At 41.8% G+C, this 19,669-nt stretch carries 16 protein-coding genes; 8 read left to right on the top strand and 8 right to left on the bottom strand.

Translation table 11 applies throughout. The features are described 5' to 3' along the window. Positions 1 to 437 precede the first annotated feature (437 nt). The 4 genes from D0S24_RS02175 to D0S24_RS02160 all read left to right on the top strand — a co-directional run bounded on the left by D0S24_RS02175 (position 438) and on the right by D0S24_RS02160 (position 3,334). Positions 438 to 893 (top strand): helix-turn-helix domain-containing protein, encoded by a 456-nt coding sequence (locus tag D0S24_RS02175; protein WP_117018211.1) that lies wholly within the window; start codon positions 438 to 440, stop codon positions 891 to 893. Next, positions 883 to 1,446: a PIN domain-containing protein gene (locus tag D0S24_RS02170; RefSeq protein WP_117018210.1), complete on the top strand. Its 564-nt coding sequence runs from the start codon at positions 883 to 885 to the stop codon at positions 1,444 to 1,446. Before D0S24_RS02175 ends, D0S24_RS02170 begins: the two co-directional genes overlap by 11 nt. Before the next feature lie 96 nt (positions 1,447 to 1,542). Beyond that, positions 1,543 to 1,719 carry a sodium-independent anion transporter gene (locus D0S24_RS02165; protein WP_117018209.1) on the top strand — a complete coding sequence of 59 codons (177 nt, stop codon included), beginning with the start codon at positions 1,543 to 1,545 and terminating at the stop codon, positions 1,717 to 1,719. A gap of 658 nt (positions 1,720 to 2,377) precedes the next feature. Next, positions 2,378 to 3,334, top strand: coding sequence for a c-type cytochrome (locus tag D0S24_RS02160; RefSeq protein ID WP_117018208.1), 957 nt, complete (start codon positions 2,378 to 2,380; stop codon positions 3,332 to 3,334). Positions 3,335 to 3,899: 565 nt separating this feature from the next. Here D0S24_RS02160 and D0S24_RS02155 read toward each other — a convergent pair. Both D0S24_RS02155 and D0S24_RS02150 read right to left on the bottom strand, forming a co-directional pair. Further along, positions 3,900 to 4,202 (bottom strand): HigA family addiction module antitoxin, encoded by a 303-nt coding sequence (locus tag D0S24_RS02155; protein WP_117018207.1) that lies wholly within the window; start codon positions 4,200 to 4,202, stop codon positions 3,900 to 3,902. A 4-nt stretch (positions 4,203 to 4,206) separates the two neighbouring features. Then, the gene (locus tag D0S24_RS02150; protein WP_117018206.1) at positions 4,207 to 4,488 is read right to left on the bottom strand and encodes a type II toxin-antitoxin system RelE/ParE family toxin; all 282 of its coding nucleotides are present in this window, start codon (positions 4,486 to 4,488) and stop codon (positions 4,207 to 4,209) included. A 544-nt stretch (positions 4,489 to 5,032) separates the two neighbouring features. Here D0S24_RS02150 and D0S24_RS02145 point away from each other — a divergent pair. From D0S24_RS02145 to D0S24_RS02130, 4 genes are all read left to right on the top strand, one after another. After that, entirely contained in the window at positions 5,033 to 6,157 is a 1,125-nt protein-coding gene (locus tag D0S24_RS02145) for a serine hydrolase (protein ID WP_117018205.1), read from the top strand. Positions 6,158 to 6,591: 434 nt separating this feature from the next. Beyond that, positions 6,592 to 8,040 (top strand): sulfatase, encoded by a 1,449-nt coding sequence (locus D0S24_RS02140; RefSeq protein WP_117018204.1) that lies wholly within the window; start codon positions 6,592 to 6,594, stop codon positions 8,038 to 8,040. Between the two features lie 125 nt (positions 8,041 to 8,165). After that, positions 8,166 to 8,462, top strand: coding sequence for a putative quinol monooxygenase (locus D0S24_RS02135; RefSeq protein ID WP_117018203.1), 297 nt, complete (start codon positions 8,166 to 8,168; stop codon positions 8,460 to 8,462). 223 nt (positions 8,463 to 8,685) lie between these two features. Further along, entirely contained in the window at positions 8,686 to 9,807 is a 1,122-nt protein-coding gene (locus D0S24_RS02130) for a Gfo/Idh/MocA family protein (protein ID WP_117018202.1), read from the top strand. 78 nt (positions 9,808 to 9,885) lie between these two features. On the opposite strand, the gene D0S24_RS02125 is transcribed toward D0S24_RS02130, so the two are convergent. The 6 genes from D0S24_RS02125 to D0S24_RS02100 all read right to left on the bottom strand — a co-directional run bounded on the left by D0S24_RS02125 (position 9,886) and on the right by D0S24_RS02100 (position 19,641). Then, positions 9,886 to 10,164: a F0F1 ATP synthase subunit epsilon gene (locus D0S24_RS02125; RefSeq protein WP_117018201.1), complete on the bottom strand. Its 279-nt coding sequence runs from the start codon at positions 10,162 to 10,164 to the stop codon at positions 9,886 to 9,888. A gap of 81 nt (positions 10,165 to 10,245) precedes the next feature. Next, a complete protein-coding gene (gene atpD, locus D0S24_RS02120; RefSeq protein ID WP_031445674.1) occupies positions 10,246 to 11,754 on the bottom strand; it encodes a F0F1 ATP synthase subunit beta in 1,509 nt (502 codons plus the stop codon). 194 nt (positions 11,755 to 11,948) lie between these two features. Continuing rightward, entirely contained in the window at positions 11,949 to 14,759 is a 2,811-nt protein-coding gene (locus D0S24_RS02115; protein WP_117018200.1) for a TonB-dependent receptor domain-containing protein, read from the bottom strand. Between the two features lie 255 nt (positions 14,760 to 15,014). Continuing rightward, positions 15,015 to 16,862, bottom strand: coding sequence for a glutamine--fructose-6-phosphate transaminase (isomerizing) (glmS, locus tag D0S24_RS02110; RefSeq protein WP_117018199.1), 1,848 nt, complete (start codon positions 16,860 to 16,862; stop codon positions 15,015 to 15,017). Between the two features lie 125 nt (positions 16,863 to 16,987). Continuing rightward, positions 16,988 to 18,826 carry a DUF4270 domain-containing protein gene (locus tag D0S24_RS02105; RefSeq protein ID WP_117018198.1) on the bottom strand — a complete coding sequence of 613 codons (1,839 nt, stop codon included), beginning with the start codon at positions 18,824 to 18,826 and terminating at the stop codon, positions 16,988 to 16,990. A 5-nt stretch (positions 18,827 to 18,831) separates the two neighbouring features. Beyond that, positions 18,832 to 19,641, bottom strand: coding sequence for a glycogen/starch synthase (locus D0S24_RS02100; protein ID WP_117018197.1), 810 nt, complete (start codon positions 19,639 to 19,641; stop codon positions 18,832 to 18,834). Positions 19,642 to 19,669: the final 28 nt, after the last annotated feature.

Raw genomic sequence — 19,669 nt, 5'->3', positions numbered from 1 at the left:
ACATAGCCGTAGCTACGTAAGGATTTTTGCAACACAGGAGCGGCTCAAGAGACAAATTAAATTACCCGTAGGTTTAGGCTTGACTGGACACTAACTCTTGGGATTACTATTTTATTTCTTCCAATTTAGGGATTTTTGGTTTGTGCTGGGGAAATTTTTTCTTGTTTTCTTTAAAGTGGCCCAATTTAAAACGGGATAGGGGGCATTGACCGCCAGGATATTTTATGAATTGGCAGGCCATATAGCAGAGGAAAACTGGGCCCAATTATATTAACACGGTCTTTATGTTTGGCTCCAATTAGTTTTATTAATGATAGGCAGTACCGACCAGCGAGGAATGAGTTGTTGTACAATGTATTTAAATTTTAACATTTTAAATGTAAGCTTGTTTCGTTTATTTCGTTTATTATTGTAAAATATATAACTGGTAAACCAAAATGGAAACTTACAATAACGTTAATAAAGCCTCAAAAGAGGAGCAAAAAATTGCAATTCAATCATATGATGCTCTTTCTTCCGTAATTAAGGAATTAAAGTCCAAAAATCCGGAAATTGAGATAGCTGAGACTCAGGAGAGAATTAAAATTCCATTAAGCGCATTGAAACTTTTAGGAGAGATTCTGGAAGCAATGAGTAAAGGGAAACCATTTTCTTTGGTACCTATGGCTACAGAAGTTACAACTCAAAAGGCAGCTGAAATTTTGGGTTGTTCCAGACCTCATTTTGTTAAGCTTTTAGAGGAAGGAAAAATAGATTTCACAAAGGTTGGAAAACACCGAAGAGTGAAGTTTGAGGATGTAATGCAGCATAAAAGAAAAATGAAAGAAGCTCAGAAAAAGCATATTATTGATATTATGCAATCTGACGAAGAAATCGGGTTGTATGATACATAGTGTTCGTTTTATTTGTGTCTTGGATACCAATGTTATTTATCCAATTGAGATAAGGGATTTACTGTTTTGGTTTGCGCATTATGATTTATATACTCCTAAATGGAGTGAACATATTTTTGATGAATGGGCTGCTGTAATGAAAAGAAAAGGAGTTTCACAGGAAGAAATTTCAAAACGTTTGGCAAGGGCAAATTTAGCATTTCCGGACGCTTTTGTATCTAACTATTCAGGGTTGATTACTGGACTGGAATTACCTGACAAGAATGATTGCCATGTACTCGCCGCAGCAATCAAAACAAATGCAAACGTAATTGTTACCAATAATATAAAAGATTTTCCAAAAGAGTATTTATCGTCTTTTGGCCTTTCAGCAAAGACCGCTGATGACTTCCTGACAGATATTATTGACTTAAACCCTGAAGAAGCTATAAAGGCCTTTAAGGAAATGGTACTATATCGACGAAATCCTGACTTAGATGAGTTCGAAGTCTTAGATATACTTAGAAATAGAGGATTAAAGGATACTGCCGACTTTTTGCATTCACAATTATAGGCATAACTTAAAATTTACTGGGATTAATGAATAGATTTAGGTTTCCGTAAAATTATGCGCAAAATTGTAAGATTATAGGATTACATCATGTAAGCCATGGGCGCAGTTCTTATGACCACACAGTTGAACTATGCGGTGCCGGTTATGCGGTATGTACCTTTAATTGATGCCACTGGATGTCAAAGCTTAAAAGGGATCATTAAATCATATAGGGCCAAGGGCATACAAGTGATTCTATCCGGAATTAACGAAGAGACCAAAAAAGATTTTTAGAAAAACGAAATGTTTTCGGTATTGGTCGAAGAATATATCCCTAGGCATATCACTGAGGCGTTGGAAATGGCCAAATCATTTAATTGAAAAATGTATTTTAAGAAAAATCCCCTTCTTCGCCATATATTCCCTTCAATCCCTTCAAATAATGGCCCAATGCTATGGCCCGTCCCAACCTTCCATTATTCCATATGTCCTTATCAACTCCATCGCCTTAGAAAATTTACCAGACCGCAAACACTTAGGCCAGCACTGATGCCCGCAATAGCTGATCATCTTTTTTTGTTTAAAATTTTAACACAAAAGAAAGTAAATTCTAAAATAATCAATCCATTCTGTTCAATTCCCTTATATTTTTAAGATTGAATCTAAGAAAGTTGAATGTGATATTAAAAAAAATATTAATTTTGTGAGCTGAGTTTTCAAAACTGACGAATTAGCCAATATAACATCCAAAAACCACCCTATGATTAAATCCCTTCACGCAATAATTATAGGAAAAGACTAAGATATTCATATACGGAATAGCCTACTGCATGTGTTTTTCACATCATTTTAGTGTGCTTAAAATTCCAAATAAAATAGTTGATTGAAACTATAAAACTTCCCCCTCCCAATTTAATCTTAAAACGCTTTTGTTTAATTAAAAATTACTTAGATGAAAAAACTATTAAAAATTCTAGGAGTGAGCATAGGAGTGATACTATTATTGGTTGGAATTGGGATCCTTTTTATCAGTGCCAATGACATTCCTTCCTATGAAGTTCAAAAAATCGACTTTAAGGTAAACAGTAGCCCCGAGGCTATAGCAAGAGGTGAAAAATTGACGGTAATGTTATGTGCAGGTTGCCATTTAAGCCAACAGACCAACAAACTTACCGGGCATAAAATGATGGATGCCCCACCGGAATTTGGAGAAATTTATTCGCAGAACATTACCCAGGACAACACTTATGGCATTGGGGATTGGACAGATGGGGAACTGGTATACCTACTTAGAACCGGAATAAAAAGGGACGGACAGTACAGTCCTCCCTACATGGCCAAATTACCACATATGGCGGATGAAGATATCAATGCCATAATTTCATTTTTAAGATCGGACCATCCTATGGTAAAAGCAGACCCCACCCCGGATACCCCATCAGAACCCTCTTTATTGACCAAACTACTATGTAGGGTTGCGTTTAAGCCCCTACCAATGCCTACTGAGACGATTTCCATACCCAAGGAAGATCAAACAGTGGAATTGGGTAAGTATCTGGCACAGAATCTGGATTGTTTCTCCTGCCATTCGGCCGACTTTAAAACCAATGATTTTTTAAATCCTGAACTCAGTGTCGGCTATTTTGCAGGGGGCAACAAACCCTTGGATCTGCAGGGAAGAGTAATGTTGACATCAAATCTTACTCCGGACAAAGAAACTGGAATAGGAAATTGGACCAAGGATGAATTTGTGAATACACTTAAGTATGGGCAGATAAAAGGGGAAAAGGCCCTTAGCTACCCTATGCTGCCCTACCCCCTACTTACCGATGCCGAAGCGGGAGCCATATTTGAGTATCTCCAAACCATACCCCCTATAAAAAACAAAGTAGAGCGGTCCCTTTATTAAGGTCTCTGTAATTGATAGCGCATAGATATTTTAAAAACCAAATGTCTTGTCCGGGGATACTCCATAGATAGTCCATAGATACTCCATAGTTAGTCCATAGTTAGTCCGTATATGAAAATAGGCTAGGTCCACCCCTTTTTGGCGCGCTAAAATAACTCCGTTCCAAGCCACTTTTCACCCTTCATGGACGGCATAATCCCTTGTGGAAAACGAAGCCAAAATACCCCCGGCATATTGGTAGGACAAGAAAACAAATAATACCTAAAAACAGCTTCCAAAAAGCGTAATGGGATGCCTATGGCCTTTTACCAAAGGGATTTCGGAAAAAACCATTAAAATACCACGGTCAATGGGATCCGAGAAGCGGAATTTACAGTAGAAAGCAGAATGTATTACTAAAAAGCAGCACCATAGGTCAACAGGCCATCCCAAAAACCCACAAGAAAAACAGATCAATCCCCATACAGGCAAACCGACCCAGACCGGTTCAGTCAACACTGCGTTCATGTTAGGCTCCCGAAAAATTTGCGGGACGGGCAGTACCGACCACACGAACGCTTGGTTATTAGGCAACGTTTTTATTCTCGAAGTGCCTAATTTCATTGAATTCCGACCCCTTTGTTTCATTCTCTTCCTCGATATCGTAATCATCTTGAAGTCCGAGCCAGAACTTAGCTGAATTCCCAAAATATTTACTCAATCGCAAAGCTGTGTCCGCTGTTATTCTGCGATTGCCTTTTACGATTTCCGAAATTCGTGTTTGAGGTATTTTCAAATCTTTTGATAGTCGATAGGCCGAAATTTCAAGAGGTTCAAGAAACTCGTAAAACAAAATCTCGCCAGGATGTACATTTGCTAACTTTTTCATTTTTTTAGGGATAATCTATTATTTCCACTTCGCTTGCGTTTCCTTTGTCCCATAAAAACATTATACGCCATTGTTTGTTTATTCGAATGCTATAATAATCACCTAATTTTCCACTAAGCTTTTCAAATCGGTTCAACGGTGGAATCCTTAAATCAGAAATGTCCTGTGAGTTGTTCAGCATTCTGAGCTTCCTTCGTCCTACATTTTGAACTTCAATCGGCATTTTCTTAACCCGAATGCCATTCCAAATTTGTTCGGTCGGTTTTGAACCAAAGGACAATATCATATCTTTTCACGTTACTAACGTCAAAGATAAGTATTCTATTTTGAAATGAGGAATTTTTGTGAAATTACGCACAACCTACGGATATAGTAACTTGTAATTAAATTTCATTGGCCCAATGTAACAAATAATTTTAGTTGGATTGTACTTTTGCAGAATTTGCACCAATGCACTTGCCAGTATATTCAGTAGGATTAGGGAATTTGTATTTGCTCCTCATTTTTAAACTATCGTTTTCTTTTGCACTATGGTTTACTTACTCTTACGGGCACGAGCGAGGTTACTATATAAATTAGCATCAAAATAACCGAAATCTTCACGGAACAATACGCAAGTCCAAACCACGTTCCATGCCGTGCAATTTTGCTTTAAACTACGGCCTACGAGGCCATTTACCTATTTTATAGCAACACCAGCTATTATTTAATGATGCTTTTTGTGCTGAATATGTGGAAGTTAAGAGCATTTTTTTTACCTTCCCTTTTCATCCCCCTTGATTATCATGCACTACCCCCGCCAAATGTTTAAATAACCTAATAACTATTCCATGAAGGTCTATTTTATATGCATCCTACCCCTATTGGTCATTGGCGGGTGTACACAGGAAAAAGTCGCTTTTAATGGTCAACAAAATGATGCCCGCAGCATTACGGAAGCCCAATCCAAAATTATTTATGCGGAATCAAAAGATTTCCCCAACAATACCCAACTGTCCTTTGCCCTTATAAAGAACGGGGCGGCCCAATTTTATGGTATTAAACGGCAAAACGATACCATTCTTACTGTTGACAATCATGATGGTGTTTTTGAAATTGGCTCTATTTCCAAGGTATTTACCGCTACCCTGTTGGCAGATCTTGTGGTAAACCATCAACTGGAACTGGAAGGCCATATCAACGATTACTTGGATTGGCCCCTAAAGGGCGATGTAAAAATAACCTTTAAACAGTTGTCCAATCACACCTCGGGGCTTCCAAGGCTTCCCAGCAACCTGCTTCCTGATTCTGTTGACCTGCAAAACCCTTATAAGGATTATGACGAACTGAAATTAAAACAGTATTTGACCCAAGAGCTTACCCTAAACCATAATCCAGGTGAAAAATCAGAGTATTCAAATCTGGGCGTAGGATTGTTGGGTTTTATTTTGAGTGAAATAGACAGTACCTCCTATGAAGACCTACTCCAGACCAAAATAAGCACAAAGTACGAAATGGCCAGTACTACAACAGATAGAAACAGTATTAAGAACAAATTGATTAGAGGGCTTGATACTGATGGTAACGAAACTCCCAATTGGGATTTGAACGTTTTGGTAGGAGCCGGAGGAATAGTATCATCGGTAGCCGACCTATCCAAATTTGCGCAGGCTCAGTTCAATGATTCCGACGAAATATTGGCATTGACCAGAAGGCCTACATTTGGCCTACAAACCAATAATGCCGGGATGGGACTGGGATGGGCCATTAAAAAAACCCTAGTTGGGGAACAATTGATGCATGGAGGTGGCACCGGAGGATATAGATCGAATGTTATAATTGATATGGCCCACAGGACCGGAATAGTCATTCTCTCCAATGTAACGGCCTTTCATAAGAACAGCATAAATATAGATAACCTAAGCGTTCGCTTATTGGAAACCCTGAACAAAACAGATTCTACCGCCCGTAAATAGCATATGATGGCTCTCCTCTTACCCCTAGTGTCGTGTCAATGCTACTGTGTCGTTTAAGTCGCCGTTATTTTTTATCTGGGCAAGGCAAAAAAATGTTGCATAGCCGAAGCTACGGAACTGTTTTTTAACGCAGGCCGGGTGAAACGAACATTAATAAATTTTTAAAATTACTTCATATCCCGATTGCTATCAGAAGGAGATTTTTAAAATTCCTGCCTTGCCGGCAGGCAGGTTTAATGTGAGAGCGAAGCGGTTACATACGTTCTAAATTTTTTAATTAATTTATTTTCGAATAATTACAAAAATTTTAAGGTATGAAAAAGAACAGGACTTGGGATGGCCAAAGTAGGGTTGACAGGACACTAGTACCCTACCATTTTTATTAGAAGTAGTTTTTCTATACTTTTAACAGGCCAGTAAATTACCTGCCATATATGAAACCTTTATTTGTACTATTATCTTTTTATCTGTTCTTCTTTAGTACTGTTCATGCCCAAAAAGAAAAATTGAACATCATTGTTTTTATTGCCGATGATGTTAGCTGGGACGACATTGGTTGTTACGGGAATGTACAGGTAAAGACGCCCAACATTGACCAACTTGCCAAAGATGGGTTAAGGTTTGATAATTTCTATTTAACGGCTAGCTCGTGCAGCCCCAGCAGAAACTCCATCATTACCGGGAGATATCCCCACAATACGGGAGCTGCCGAATTACATACCACCCCTCCCTTGGATATGCTATCCTTTCCCGAGATTCTAAGGAACAACAACTATTATTCCGTCCTGGCCGGCAAGTTCCATATGGGCCCATATGCCAGACGTGGATTTGATAAAATATACGAGCATCATCAAGAGAATGGGGATGGGGGCGAAGAAAGCTGGGTAGCCTCCCTAAAGGAACGTCCAAAAAACAGCCCCTTTTTCATGTGGTTCGCATCATATGACGCCCACAGGGATTGGGGACCCAATAAATTTACCGGAACACATCCGCCCAGCGAACTGGAACCCCCATTTTATTTATCCAATGGAGAAGGAACAAAATTGGATTTGGCCCAATACTATGACGAAATTACAAGGTTCGACTTTTATATCGGAGAGGTGGTCCAAGAACTGAAAGCACAAAAAGAGCTGGACAATACCTTGATAATTATAATGTCCGATAACGGACGGCCTTTTCCCCACAGTAAGACCAGGGTGAACGACAGGGGTATGAAAACCCCCTTTGTGATGCATTGGCCCAAGGGAATTAAATACAAGGATACCTCCAGCAAAGGCCTCATAAGTGCCGTGGATATTGCCCCCACACTATTAACGCTGGCAGGCATAGATAGTCCCGACCAATTTCAGGGCCATAGTTTCGACACCCTTCTAACGGAACCGGACCGGCCCTTTCGCAATTATGTGTTTGCCGAGCACAATTGGCACGATTACGAGGCCCATGAGCGCATGGTCAGGAACAAGGAGTATATGTACATCTTAAATTCGAGGCCCCTGCAACCACAGAATGGACCTGCAGATGCCGTAGGCAGTGCTTCCTTTAAGGAATTGGAAATGTTAAGGGATCAGGGAAGGCTTTCTCCCATACAGGCCGATGTTTTTATAGTACCCAGACCCCATGAAGAACTATATGATTACAGTAGGAATCCCCTTCAATTGCTCAATGTGGCCTCGCTTCCCGAATATAGGGAAACCCTAAAAAGTATGGGAAAGGTATTGAGGGATTGGATGATGGAAACAGGCGATAATATCCCGGAAAACCTAACCAAGGACTGGTACCTTAAGGAGGGCGGACTAATAAAAACGGAGTTTCACAATATTAGGGGAGAAATGCCAGGACAGAAGTTAAACGCCTCCAAAATCAATGTAAAAGGCGCATTTTAAGCCTGGCAGCTTGAAGATACGTTGGCAAAAGCAGTTTACAGTTGGCTAAAACGGATTTCACTGCCCACTGCCTTTCCCCAAGCCCGCAAGTTCCCTATATTTAAAGAATAAAATTCCCATTAAAAATGAGTAACGAGCAATTGACCATCACCGCCAGTATTTTGGCAAAAACCGAACAACGCGAATTTGTAAAGCAGGCCTTATTAAAACTTATACCTCCTACCCTAAAGGAGGAAGGTTGCCTCAATTACGACCTGCACCAGGACAATGAAAACCCGGATCGTTTTTTCTTCTATGAAAACTGGGCCAGTTATGGGCATTGGCAAAAACATAACAACAGTGCCCATATAGCAGCACACAAAAAGGCTACCGAGGGCGCCGTAGTAGAGGTAATTATAGGCCAATTATCCCCGGTAAAGTAAACTACCTCGGGGCAAGCCTGTCTGTCCGATAGGCAGGCCCACGAGGCATTAAATGAAAATTCATGTTTGATTTCGACGCCCGCGTTGGAGCACCTGCCTGCCGTAGGCCCGCCCGACTGGCACGGGCGGACAGGTTTAAATCTCGATTATTGAGTAAAAAATGTAGTATCTTTCAGGGATCACGGCAACCGTATTCGCCGTGGTCTTTAAACAACCATATCCCATGAAAAAACGCACTGTAGTATCTCTTTGTATCATCCTATTGACCCTAACGAGCGCCCTGGCACAGAAAGAACCGATAAAATTGGGAGTGGTGGGCCTTACCCATGGCCATGTTGGCTGGATTCTAAACCGGGAGGCCAATGAGGATATCGTCATGGTGGGCATTGTGGAGACCGATCGAAATTTAGCGCAGCGTCTGTCCGAGAAGCACGGCTTTCCCATGACCATGGTCTTTAACACCATGGAGGAGATGATCACTGCCGTTAAGCCGGAGGCCGTGGCCGGCTTCGGCAACATATACGACCACCTTGCCATTGTGGAAACCTGTGCCCCAAAGGGCATACATGTGATGGTAGAAAAACCCTTGGCCGTTAGTTTGGAACATGCCAAGAAAATGGAGGCCCTGGCCAAAAAACACCAAATTCACCTGCTTACCAACTATGAAACCTCCTGGTACCCTACCAATGTAAAAGCCAATGAACTGCTCAAGGAAGGCACAATAGGCGCCCTTAGAAAGGTAATTGTTAGGGACGGACATAAAGGTCCGAAAAAAATAGGGGTAAGTCCTGAGTTTTTAAATTTCCTTACCGATCCCAAACTTAACGGAGGTGGTGCCATAATGGACTTTGGGTGCTACGGTGCCAACCTAATGACCTGGATACAACAAGGCAAAAGACCCAATTCCGTGACTGCCGTAACCCAGCAGTTACAGCCGGAAAACAACCCTAAGGTAGATGACGATGCTACCATTATTCTTACCTATGACCGTGCCATGGCCATTTTGGAACCCTCTTGGAATTGGCCCATCGGCCGCAAGGATATGGAAATCTATGGAGAAAAAGGCGCTATCTACGCCGATAATAATCATGACCTCCGACTGCGGATTTCGCAAGGATACAGTGGTTATGATGAGGAAATTTTTAAACTGGGGGAAAGGGACGCCCCCTATGACGACCCCTTTGCCCTGTTCGCTTCGGTGATCAGGGGCAAAACCAACTTGGAAAGGTACGACCCTTATTCTTTGGAAAACAATATGATTACCATGGAAATCCTGGAAGCAGCCATTCAAAGTGCAAAAACAGAACGTACCATCCAATTTAAAAACCACTCTTTGGATAAGTAGGCCCATAGGGGCCATAAAACAGCAAAAGCCATACGAAACGTACGGCTTTTGCTGTATTAATTTTTGTATTTCACCTTGTTAGTCCGCCAATACAATTACTTTATTGTTCTTCATCTCAACGGTACCACTGCTAATTTCCAGAATGGCATCCCCATTGGAAGCTTTGGAAAATTTATCCCCATGCACCTCGTCCAGAACTATATTGCCCTTTATCCTTACTTTTCCTTCCTGCAAAAGGGATACGATAGGGGCGTGATTGTTCAACATTTGAAATTCACCATCAATTCCAGGAACCGTTACCGATGTAACTTCCCCGGCAAACAAAGTAGCCTCTGGTGATACAATTTCTAAATACATATTCTCTTTTTAGTAATCCATATTCAGTATTCCGTATTCGGTCACATCTTGGCAACCGTCAACTAATTACTGCCTACCCATTTACGCTTCGGCAAGCATTTTCTCTCCGGCCTCAATAGCTTCCTCTATAGTCCCTTTAAGGTTAAAGGCCGATTCTGGAAGATGATCCAACTCCCCATCCATAATCATATTAAATCCTTTTATAGTTTCCTTAATATCTACCAAGACCCCTGGGATACCGGTAAATTGCTCCGCAACGTGGAATGGCTGGGAAAGGAAACGTTGTACACGTCTTGCCCTACCTACGGCCAATTTATCCTCTTCGGATAATTCTTCCATCCCCAAGATGGCAATAATATCCTGAAGTTCCTTATAACGTTGCAATAACTCCTTTACCCTTTGGGCACAGGCGTAATGATCCTTACCTAAAATTTCGGCTGTCAAAATCCTTGAAGTGGAATCCAATGGATCTACCGCTGGATAAATCCCCAATTCCGCAATTTTACGGGACAATACCGTAGTGGCATCCAAGTGGGCAAATGTGGTTGCCGGAGCTGGATCCGTTAAATCGTCCGCAGGTACGTATACCGCCTGAACTGAAGTAATGGAACCTCTTTTGGTGGATGTAATACGCTCCTGCATGGCACCCATCTCCGTAGCTAAGGTGGGTTGGTAACCTACCGCCGATGGCATACGTCCCAAAAGGGCCGATACCTCGGAACCTGCTTGCGTAAAACGGAATATATTATCCACGAAGAAAAGAACATCCTTACCTTGACCCTCCCCTGCACCATCGCGGAAGTATTCCGCTATGGTCAATCCGGACAAAGCCACACGGGCACGGGCCCCGGGAGGTTCGTTCATTTGTCCAAAAACGAAGGTCGCTTTGGAATCCTTCATTACCTTTTTATCTACTTTGGACAAGTCCCATCCGCCTTCTTCCATAGAATGCAGAAAATCATCCCCATATTTTATAATACCGGACTCCAACATCTCACGAAGCAAATCGTTCCCTTCACGGGTACGTTCCCCAACTCCTGCAAATACCGAAAGTCCGCCATGTCCTTTTGCAATGTTGTTGATCAATTCCTGGATAAGTACCGTTTTACCAACACCGGCACCTCCAAATAACCCAATCTTACCTCCTTTTGCATAAGGCTCAATTAAATCGATCACCTTAATCCCAGTAAATAGGACTTCCGTAGAAGTTGATAAATCCTCAAACTTAGGTGCATCCCTGTGAATCGGAAGACCGTCCTTACCGGCTTTTGGCAAATCCCCAAGTCCATCAATAGCATCTCCAATTACATTAAATAAACGCCCATAAACATCATCCCCTATGGGCATCTGGATTGCGCTTCCCGTTGCTTCAACGGCAACCCCCCTACTTAATCCATCGGTTGAATCCATAGAAATAGTCCTAACCGTATTTTCACCTACGTGCGACTGAACTTCCAAAATCAACTTGGAACCATCTTTATTAATGATTTCCAAAGAATCGTATATCTTGGGAAGGTCCGCTCCGGACTGAAATTCAACATCAACTACCGGGCCGATGATTTGGGAAACTTTACCTGTAACTTTAGACATTACTTGAGTATTTATGTTTTACTGTTATCTTTAAATTAAAAACAGTGCGACATACCGCTTTGTTTTTAAGGCTGCAAAGATATGTTTTCCATCTTAATTTGGAAACTACTTTTTCCTTTTTTTACCAAGAAAAATGGCGTCCAAAAAATTGACGCCATTTTTAATTATACTCCCTTCTTTGATATTTTAACAAGTTAGGGGTTAATGGTCCAGGAAACATAATATTGGGAACCAATATATCCGGTACCAAAGGCCGTGTAATATTCATCTCCCAAAACATTGGAGGCCCCTAGTTTAAAGGCCGATTTTATACTTGGCACATTATAGCTTACTTGTGCATCCACCACATGGTAGGCCGGAATTTGTCCGTTGCCAAAAGTGGCTTCCCATAAATAGGTATCGCTCCATCTCCAGGCCACATTGAACCCAAAATTCTTGAATAGTGCCGTATTGCCAAAAGAAGCCTTTACCTTATGTTCCGGGGTGTTGAAGTTGGTTACAAAATCAGGATCGTCCTCTTGGTCAAAATCCAATTTGGCGTAGGTATAGTTCATTCCAAGGTCATAATTGCCCCAAATTTTCATACTTAGGCCCAAAGCCGCCCCATAGGAATTTACTTTTGCATCCGTATTGGTATAGGCCTGGTATCCCTGCCAATCCCCACTTCCCAAGGCTACCATAGCGGCAGGCAAGGGACCTCCCGGTGTAGGCACCGTCTGGGTCAACTGCACATCCCCATAAAAGGGCACCACAACATTTTGGCCTGACAAGAAATTTTTGTAGGCACTGTAATAGGCACTCACATCCAAAGTTACCTTGTTCAATTTGCCCCGATAACCAAGCTCATAGGAAGTTACCTGTTCCGGTTGTACAAAATCCGGATTTGCGATGACCAGATCCGCTGGATTTCTACTGGCAGCAAAGGCCATGGCCGAACTTGCCGTAAAAGAGTTGTTGTAAACCCCTTCCCCGTTAAAATCAATGGTCGGACTTCCAATAATGGCCGTTCCGGTCGGACTAAGATCAAAAGGCCTGACCTCCCTGGCGGGGTTATCCGGAGCACTGCCCACCAATATGCCCCTACCTGCATTGAGGCCAATATACAGATCCTGTGTAGTAGGGTTTCTAAATCCTGTCTGGTAAGAGGCCCTTATGTTGTGGTTGCCGCTTTCACCGGCCGTATACCCCAAAGATATCCGTGGTGAAAAGAATCCATCGAACAATTCGGATTTGTCATAACGCAGGGAGGCTGTCAATTTTAAACGGTCTTCCTCCAGAAACTTCTTTTGCACCTGGCTATAAAGTCCGAATTCGGAATAGGAAATAGGGCCGTCGGCATCCGTATAAATTGTTCCGAAAGAATTTAAGCGGTACTGCCTGTAGGATCCGCCCAACTGAATTTCGGCAAAATCCATTAAATGACCAAAATTATAATTGGCATCGGCATGATAGAATTTGGAATTATCCTGGAACTTGGATCCCTTGGTCAGATCAGGATCGTTGATCACCCTATTGAAGGCACTTTCAAATTCAGGAGTTCCAGGAAGGTAACGTCCCGTATCGGCCGCCTGTCTGGCTAAAAGGTGGGCTTGTTCGGCAGGAACATTTTGGGATACGGCACCTACATAGGTGCCCACATACTGTCCAAACCAAGTACTGTTATCTTTCCAGATATTATTAACGTTTACCCCGGTAAAAACCATATCATAGGAATCTCCGGCCTTATCTTCATTAAAATATCCCCTCACAAAGAAATTATCATTTCTAATTTCCAATTTATGCTGCTGCATGAAAAAGCCATCAATATTATACCTATTTGTTCCTTGATAGATGGTATTTCCTTTCCCTACCTTTCCCACATAGGCAATTTCAAAATCATCCGCAAAAGGACGATAATAGAGGCCCCAATCCGCCTTAATGCTTTCCGCCTTATAATCGGTAAGATCCCCCTCGTTGTAACCTGTCCTGCTTACTACTTGGGAAGGAATCAACGGTAGCGCGGCAGAATTTAAAAGACCGGCATCTACCAATGCCGCTGCCACTACCTGCATGTTTTCAGAAACCTCGTCACCATACACATTTATGCCATCATAATCGGTCGAGGCCCTGGTGGCTCCACCACCGGCCTTTCCCATTTCATTGTTGGCCGCCCAGTCCGTTCCCGTTAAAAGGGAGAAATTGACCTTTCCGGCAAACCTATCACTGAACTTATGGGCCGCCCGGATCCCAAAATCGGTATAGGCATTATCGCCGGCCGCCTTTTGGGAAGTAATCCCTCTTTTGGCATAGGTACTTATCCCCGAATAATCAAAGGGGTTTTTACTTCGCATAAAAAGTATTCCATTAAAGGCATTTGCCCCGTACAGGGCGGAAGATGCCCCGGGTAGTAGCTCAACACTGAGCACATCGGTCTCGATCATCCCGATAAGGTTGCCCATAGGGAAGTTAAGGGCCGGGGTAGAGTTATCCATACCATCTACCAACTGCATAAAACGCGTGTTGGCGAAAGTGGCAAATCCCCTTGTATTAATAGCCTTGAACGTTAAGCTATTGGTATTGATATCCACACCCTTTAAATTCTCCAAGCCATCATAAAAATCGGCCGAGGCCGTATTCTGGATATCCCTAAGCCCGAATCTTTCAACGGTAACAGGGGACTCAAATATACGTTCGGGGGTTCTGGATGCAGAGATAACCACCTCGTCCAAATTGGTTTGCTCCTCGTTTAAGATAACTGAAATGGTTTGATCGTTTTGAGTGACACCCACCGTAGAAGCCATAAAACCAATACTGCTAACACTTAAGGTAAAGGGGGGATTCTCACTCGTATTCAACAAAAAATTCCCATCAAAATCGGTTACCGTTCCAATGGCTTTCCCCACAATTACAATATTGGCCCCGGGCACGGGATCATTATTTTGATCCACCACATTCCCTTTAATAATCGTTTGGGAATAAGTCAACATCCCAAACAAGAAAAAGAATAATAGAAGTATTGATCTCATAAATTTTTGAGTTTTTGGGTTAAATTAGTATTAGGTAATGGCAAGATATCATCTAATAGCCAAGATACATTAATTTTAAAACTAACAATACGAAAATCAAATAAATTATGCATGCATAGTATTTTTTGTTCAAAATTTAACATTTATTAGTGCCAATATGATAAAAAATAAGCTACAAAAAAATGATATCCATCAATAGTGCCCTTTTTGGAACACCATTAATGGATATCATTATAATTTTGTTTGAAGGGTTCTCTATTCCACCGTTACCGATTTGGCCAGGTTACGGGGCTGATCTACATTACAACCTCTCATTACCGCAATATGATAGGATAATAATTGGAGAGGAATAGTAGTCAATAAGGGAGTCAGGCTCTCCAAGGTTTCAGGAATTTCTATGACATGGTCCGCCAAATCCCTTACCTGTTCGTCGCCTTCGGTAACCACAGCGATAATTTTACCCTTTCGGGATTTTATCTCCTGAATATTACTTACTACTTTTTCATAATGCCCCTTATTCGTTGCTATGACCACTACGGGCATATGTTCATCTATTAGGGCAATTGGTCCGTGCTTCATTTCTGCGGCAGGATAGCCCTCTGCATGTATATAACTAATTTCCTTTAATTTTAATGCCCCTTCCAAGGCTACGGGAAAATTGTAGCCCCTTCCCAAGTAAAGACAGTTGGTAGAATCCTTATAGACATTGGCAATTATTTCTACAAGTGGGTTGGAAAGTAAGGCCTTTTCTACCTTGGAGGGAATATTTTCCAATTCTGTTAAATGTTCATGAAAACGGGTATGGTTAAAAATCCCTTTTTCCTTGGCCAACTTTAGGGCCAATAAGGTCAATACCGTTATTTGGGTTGTAAAGGCCTTGGTTGAAGCCACTCCAATTTCTGGACCGGCGTGGGTATAGGCACCTGCATCGGTCTCCCTAGCTATGGAGGAACCTACCACATTACATACCCCAAACACAAAGGCCCCCTTTTCCTTGGCCAATTTAATGGCCGCCAAGGTATCCGCTGTTTCCCCGGATTGGGAAATGGCAATAAGCACGTCCTTATGCGTGATAACGGGGTTTCTATAGCGGAACTCCGAAGCGTATTCCACTTCTACGGGAATCCGGGCCAAATCTTCAAAAATATACTCTGCCACCAATCCAGCGTGCCATGAAGTACCACAGGCCACAATTATAATACGGTTGGCATTCAGGAACTTTTCAAGATTATCATCTATCCCAGCCATTTTAATTATCCCTTCCTTGGCCAATAGGCGTCCGCGATAGGTATCCAAAATGGCCCTTGGCTGTTCGTAGATTTCCTTCAGCATAAAGTGGTCAAAACCTCCCTTTTCAATCTCCTCAAGATTAAGTGCCAATTCTTGGATTGAAGGATAGGCTATGGCATCGTTTTTTATTTTTCTCAATTTAATTTCCTTCCCCAATCTAATGACCGCCATTTCCTCATCCTCCAAATAAATGGCATTGTTGGTGAATTCTATAAAAGGTGAGGCATCGGAGGCTATGAAAAATTCGTTCTCCCCTACCCCAATGGCCAACGGACTCCCCAATTTGGCCACCACTATTTCATCTGGTTTTTGTTTGTCAAAAACGGCGATGGCATATGCCCCAACTACTTCGTTCAAAGCAATTTGAACCGCTTTTCCGAGCTTGACCCCTTCTTTGCGCTTCACTTCCTCTATGAGGTTTACCAATACCTCCGTATCGGTTTCCGAAGAAAAAGTATAGCCCCTTTTGGTCAATTCCTTCTTTATAGCATCATAATTTTCTATAATCCCATTATGGATAATTACCAAATCGCCGGAATTGGAATAATGGGGATGCGAGTTAACATCGTTCGGGACCCCATGTGTAGCCCATCTTGTATGACCTATTCCCAATTTCCCTTCCAAGGAAATGGTACTTTTTGCCTTATTTTTAAGATCCTCCACCTTTCCCTTGGTCTTGGCTAAATTTATGTCGTTGCCATCGTACAGGGCTATGCCCGCACTGTCATACCCCCTATACTCCAAACGCTGAAGTCCCTTTACAATTATGGGATAGGCATCCCTATGCCCAATATATCCAACAATTCCACACATATCTTATAGTTTAATGGTTAAGTAACAAAAGGTTTTAGATAACAAATATAACTCCTTGTTATCTAAAACCTTTTAACTTTTAGTTCATCAACCTAAAAATACTATAAGTGGTATTTTTCTGGCTTTTAATTGGCCTTGGTATAGAAAATTTCGAGTTTTAATTTTTTCCCCTCCAGCCCACTTGGCAAATTATCACTACCGTAAAGCACTGTTCCAAAAGGGTTTATAACGGACATTACGGGCACTACCCCTTCCGTAGCATTGTCCAACATGGCCTTTCCGGCTGCCGTAACCCTGATATCGGAGGTTAATGTAAGGTTTAAGGTGGTATTGGTAGAATCCCTTACTATAAGGTCGTTGATATAATTGGTGATTTTAATTTTATAGTGCTGCCCTTTGCCACTTTCCTTATATAAATTTCCATCATAATTCGTAAAATTCCCAGCGTTGTAATCCTCCTCCGATTCCAGAAATTGATTGTAGACCGGCGCATTGGTGTTGTCCTTGAACAAATATAACTTGGAAGGCTCAATAACGGCATCTGCAGCATCCAAAGTATTTCTATCCACGTAAAAAACCAAATTGGCCTCATTTATTATCCAATTCTTGGCCTTGATCTGATTTATTATTTCATTACCGTTCACATCATCAAAAAGCTTGATCTGTGCAAAACTCCCGGCCCCGCCCTTCAAGTAAATTTTTGAAGCGTTGGAGCCATTGTCCATACCATTGGCAACCTCAGCAGGGTAGGCCTCATTAATAAAGGTATTTACTGCATTACCCAATATACTGCCGGTACTACTATCCCTTCTTGTAAAATACAGGACAAATTCCCTCTCATTTTGAATAATGGTCGTATCGGCCGAACTGGTTACGCTATCGTATTTATATTTAACGGTAATGTTCCCTTGCGTAATGTCCAACAATAACAAAACGTCGTCCGGCACGGACATATGGACCCCTCTAAAAAAATTGGCAAAATTGGCCTGGCTCAGCAGCTCGGATGAACCTTCCTTATCCAAAATATGCTCTTGAAAAAATACCTTGTTCAAGCTTACCCTAATACCCGGGGCAATCCTGGTAGGCGCTTCCTCGGATTCGTCCACATCTTCCGTTTCGGGATCGTCTTCCTTAAAGACCAACTGCTCTACATTACTGACCTGGACAGGCCCTTCAAATAAAACGTCCGATACAAAGTCAGGAGAAAATTGTTGGGATGAATAATATTGCTGGGCTTCCTGAAAATTGGTGTTGGGATCCAAGTCCCTTAAGAAATATGTAGACCGTTCCACCTTAAAATTAAAGGATTCAGGAATATCCCCATTGGCATCAAAAATACTGTCCAGATCATATTTTACGGGAAACCTATTTACAGCGGTATCATCGTCCAAATTATCATTGACCCCATCCCCATCCGTATCCTTATCCAATGGATCGGTACCCAAGGCCTTTTCCTGAACATCGGTTAAAGTATCCCCATCACTATCACTGTTGGGATCTTCGGGATCGACATCAAACTCGTCCGCAACACCGTCCAGATCCTTATCCCCTTTTGGGTTTGTTATAAAGGGAATGAACAAAATCACTTCTTCCACTGTCTCGTTCTCTTTAATGGTCAAAACACTGGAATCCGTATCGGCAGTTTCTTCCACTTTCGCGGAGTAACTCCCAAAAGTAGGGTTGTTTACGGGCAGTTGTACCTGAGTGGTAATTCTAGCTTCCGTTTTGCCGTATATAGGGTCTACGTAGTTCCCGATCTGATACACCGGCAATTTGTTGGTCCTGACCGCTTCTATCTTTTTATTATAGGCAAATACATCATAAACCGCCTTGCCTGCCGTAAATGGCTCACCACCTACCACGCCACTACCAACGGTAGTCAAATCCTCCTCACAGGACCCCAAGACCACAACAAGGAACATACCTACCACGGTAGGCAATTTTAATCTGTTCAGTAAATTCATTTAGATTATTTTAATACTTTGGTGTTATAAAAATTCATGTAAGCCTCCTCAAACTCCTGCAAAGGAAAAAATGGCAATACAGGTTTTTCGAGCTTGGATATGTAGTCTTCCAATTCTGCTGGTATATCTTTTGCGGCTAAAATAACAGCATCGGCATAATCCACAGCAACCTTTAACAAATTATTATAATTGGGCTCTTCAAGCGCTTTTATACTTTCTTCGGGAACACCGTCGAAGGCAATCTTTTTAATGAGGTCCTTATCCAAGGTGCCATCAAAACCCTGTCCATAAACGGACATAATGATCCTGCTCCCGGAAAATAAAGGCTCATCGGCATAGAATTTTTTAAGATAGAGTGGCAACAAGGAGGCCATCCAACCATGAACGTGAATAATATCCGGAGACCAATTTAATTTCTTGACCGTCTCGACCACTCCCTTGGCAAAGAAAATGGCCCTTTCGTCATTATCGGGAAACAATTTACCATCCTCATCGGTAAAGGTCGCCTTCCTTTTAAAGTACTCATCATTATCAATAAAATAAACCTGAATACGCTCTCTGGGAATGGAAGCCACTTTTATGATCAATGGCATATCCATATCATTAATCACCAAATTCATCCCGGACAACCTAATTACCTCGTGCAATTGATGTCTACGTTCATTTATATTCCCAAACCTTGGCATAAAAATCCTTATCTGGCCACCATTGCTATTGACCATTCTTGGGGTTTCGTAAGACATTAAGGAAACTTCGTTCTCTGGTAGATAGGGTACTAATTCTGAAGATACAAACAATATCTTTTTGCCATTCATAAAAGCAATATTTTATTAATAGAGTAAG

The organism is Arenibacter sp. P308M17, assembly GCF_003426735.1.
Classification (GTDB): domain Bacteria; phylum Bacteroidota; class Bacteroidia; order Flavobacteriales; family Flavobacteriaceae; genus Arenibacter.
Note: the sequence above shows the minus strand (reverse complement) of the source record. Positions and strands in the feature narration are given on the sequence as shown.

Coding starts and splice junctions, on each gene's coding strand:
- D0S24_RS02145 (WP_117018205.1), top strand. CDS start 5,033: ATGAAGGTCTATTTTATATGCATCCTACCCCTATTGGTCATTGGCGGG.
- D0S24_RS02100 (WP_117018197.1), bottom strand. CDS start 19,641: ATGAATGGCAAAAAGATATTGTTTGTATCTTCAGAATTAGTACCCTAT.
- atpD (WP_031445674.1), bottom strand. CDS start 11,754: ATGTCTAAAGTTACAGGTAAAGTTTCCCAAATCATCGGCCCGGTAGTT.
- D0S24_RS02150 (WP_117018206.1), bottom strand. CDS start 4,488: ATGATATTGTCCTTTGGTTCAAAACCGACCGAACAAATTTGGAATGGC.
- D0S24_RS02135 (WP_117018203.1), top strand. CDS start 8,166: ATGAGTAACGAGCAATTGACCATCACCGCCAGTATTTTGGCAAAAACC.
- D0S24_RS02125 (WP_117018201.1), bottom strand. CDS start 10,164: ATGTATTTAGAAATTGTATCACCAGAGGCTACTTTGTTTGCCGGGGAA.
- glmS (WP_117018199.1), bottom strand. CDS start 16,862: ATGTGTGGAATTGTTGGATATATTGGGCATAGGGATGCCTATCCCATA.
- D0S24_RS02170 (WP_117018210.1), top strand. CDS start 883: ATGATACATAGTGTTCGTTTTATTTGTGTCTTGGATACCAATGTTATT.
- D0S24_RS02155 (WP_117018207.1), bottom strand. CDS start 4,202: ATGAAAAAGTTAGCAAATGTACATCCTGGCGAGATTTTGTTTTACGAG.
- D0S24_RS02175 (WP_117018211.1), top strand. CDS start 438: ATGGAAACTTACAATAACGTTAATAAAGCCTCAAAAGAGGAGCAAAAA.
- D0S24_RS02165 (WP_117018209.1), top strand. CDS start 1,543: ATGGGCGCAGTTCTTATGACCACACAGTTGAACTATGCGGTGCCGGTT.
- D0S24_RS02105 (WP_117018198.1), bottom strand. CDS start 18,826: ATGAATTTACTGAACAGATTAAAATTGCCTACCGTGGTAGGTATGTTC.
- D0S24_RS02130 (WP_117018202.1), top strand. CDS start 8,686: ATGAAAAAACGCACTGTAGTATCTCTTTGTATCATCCTATTGACCCTA.
- D0S24_RS02115 (WP_117018200.1), bottom strand. CDS start 14,759: ATGAGATCAATACTTCTATTATTCTTTTTCTTGTTTGGGATGTTGACT.
- D0S24_RS02140 (WP_117018204.1), top strand. CDS start 6,592: ATGAAACCTTTATTTGTACTATTATCTTTTTATCTGTTCTTCTTTAGT.
- D0S24_RS02160 (WP_117018208.1), top strand. CDS start 2,378: ATGAAAAAACTATTAAAAATTCTAGGAGTGAGCATAGGAGTGATACTA.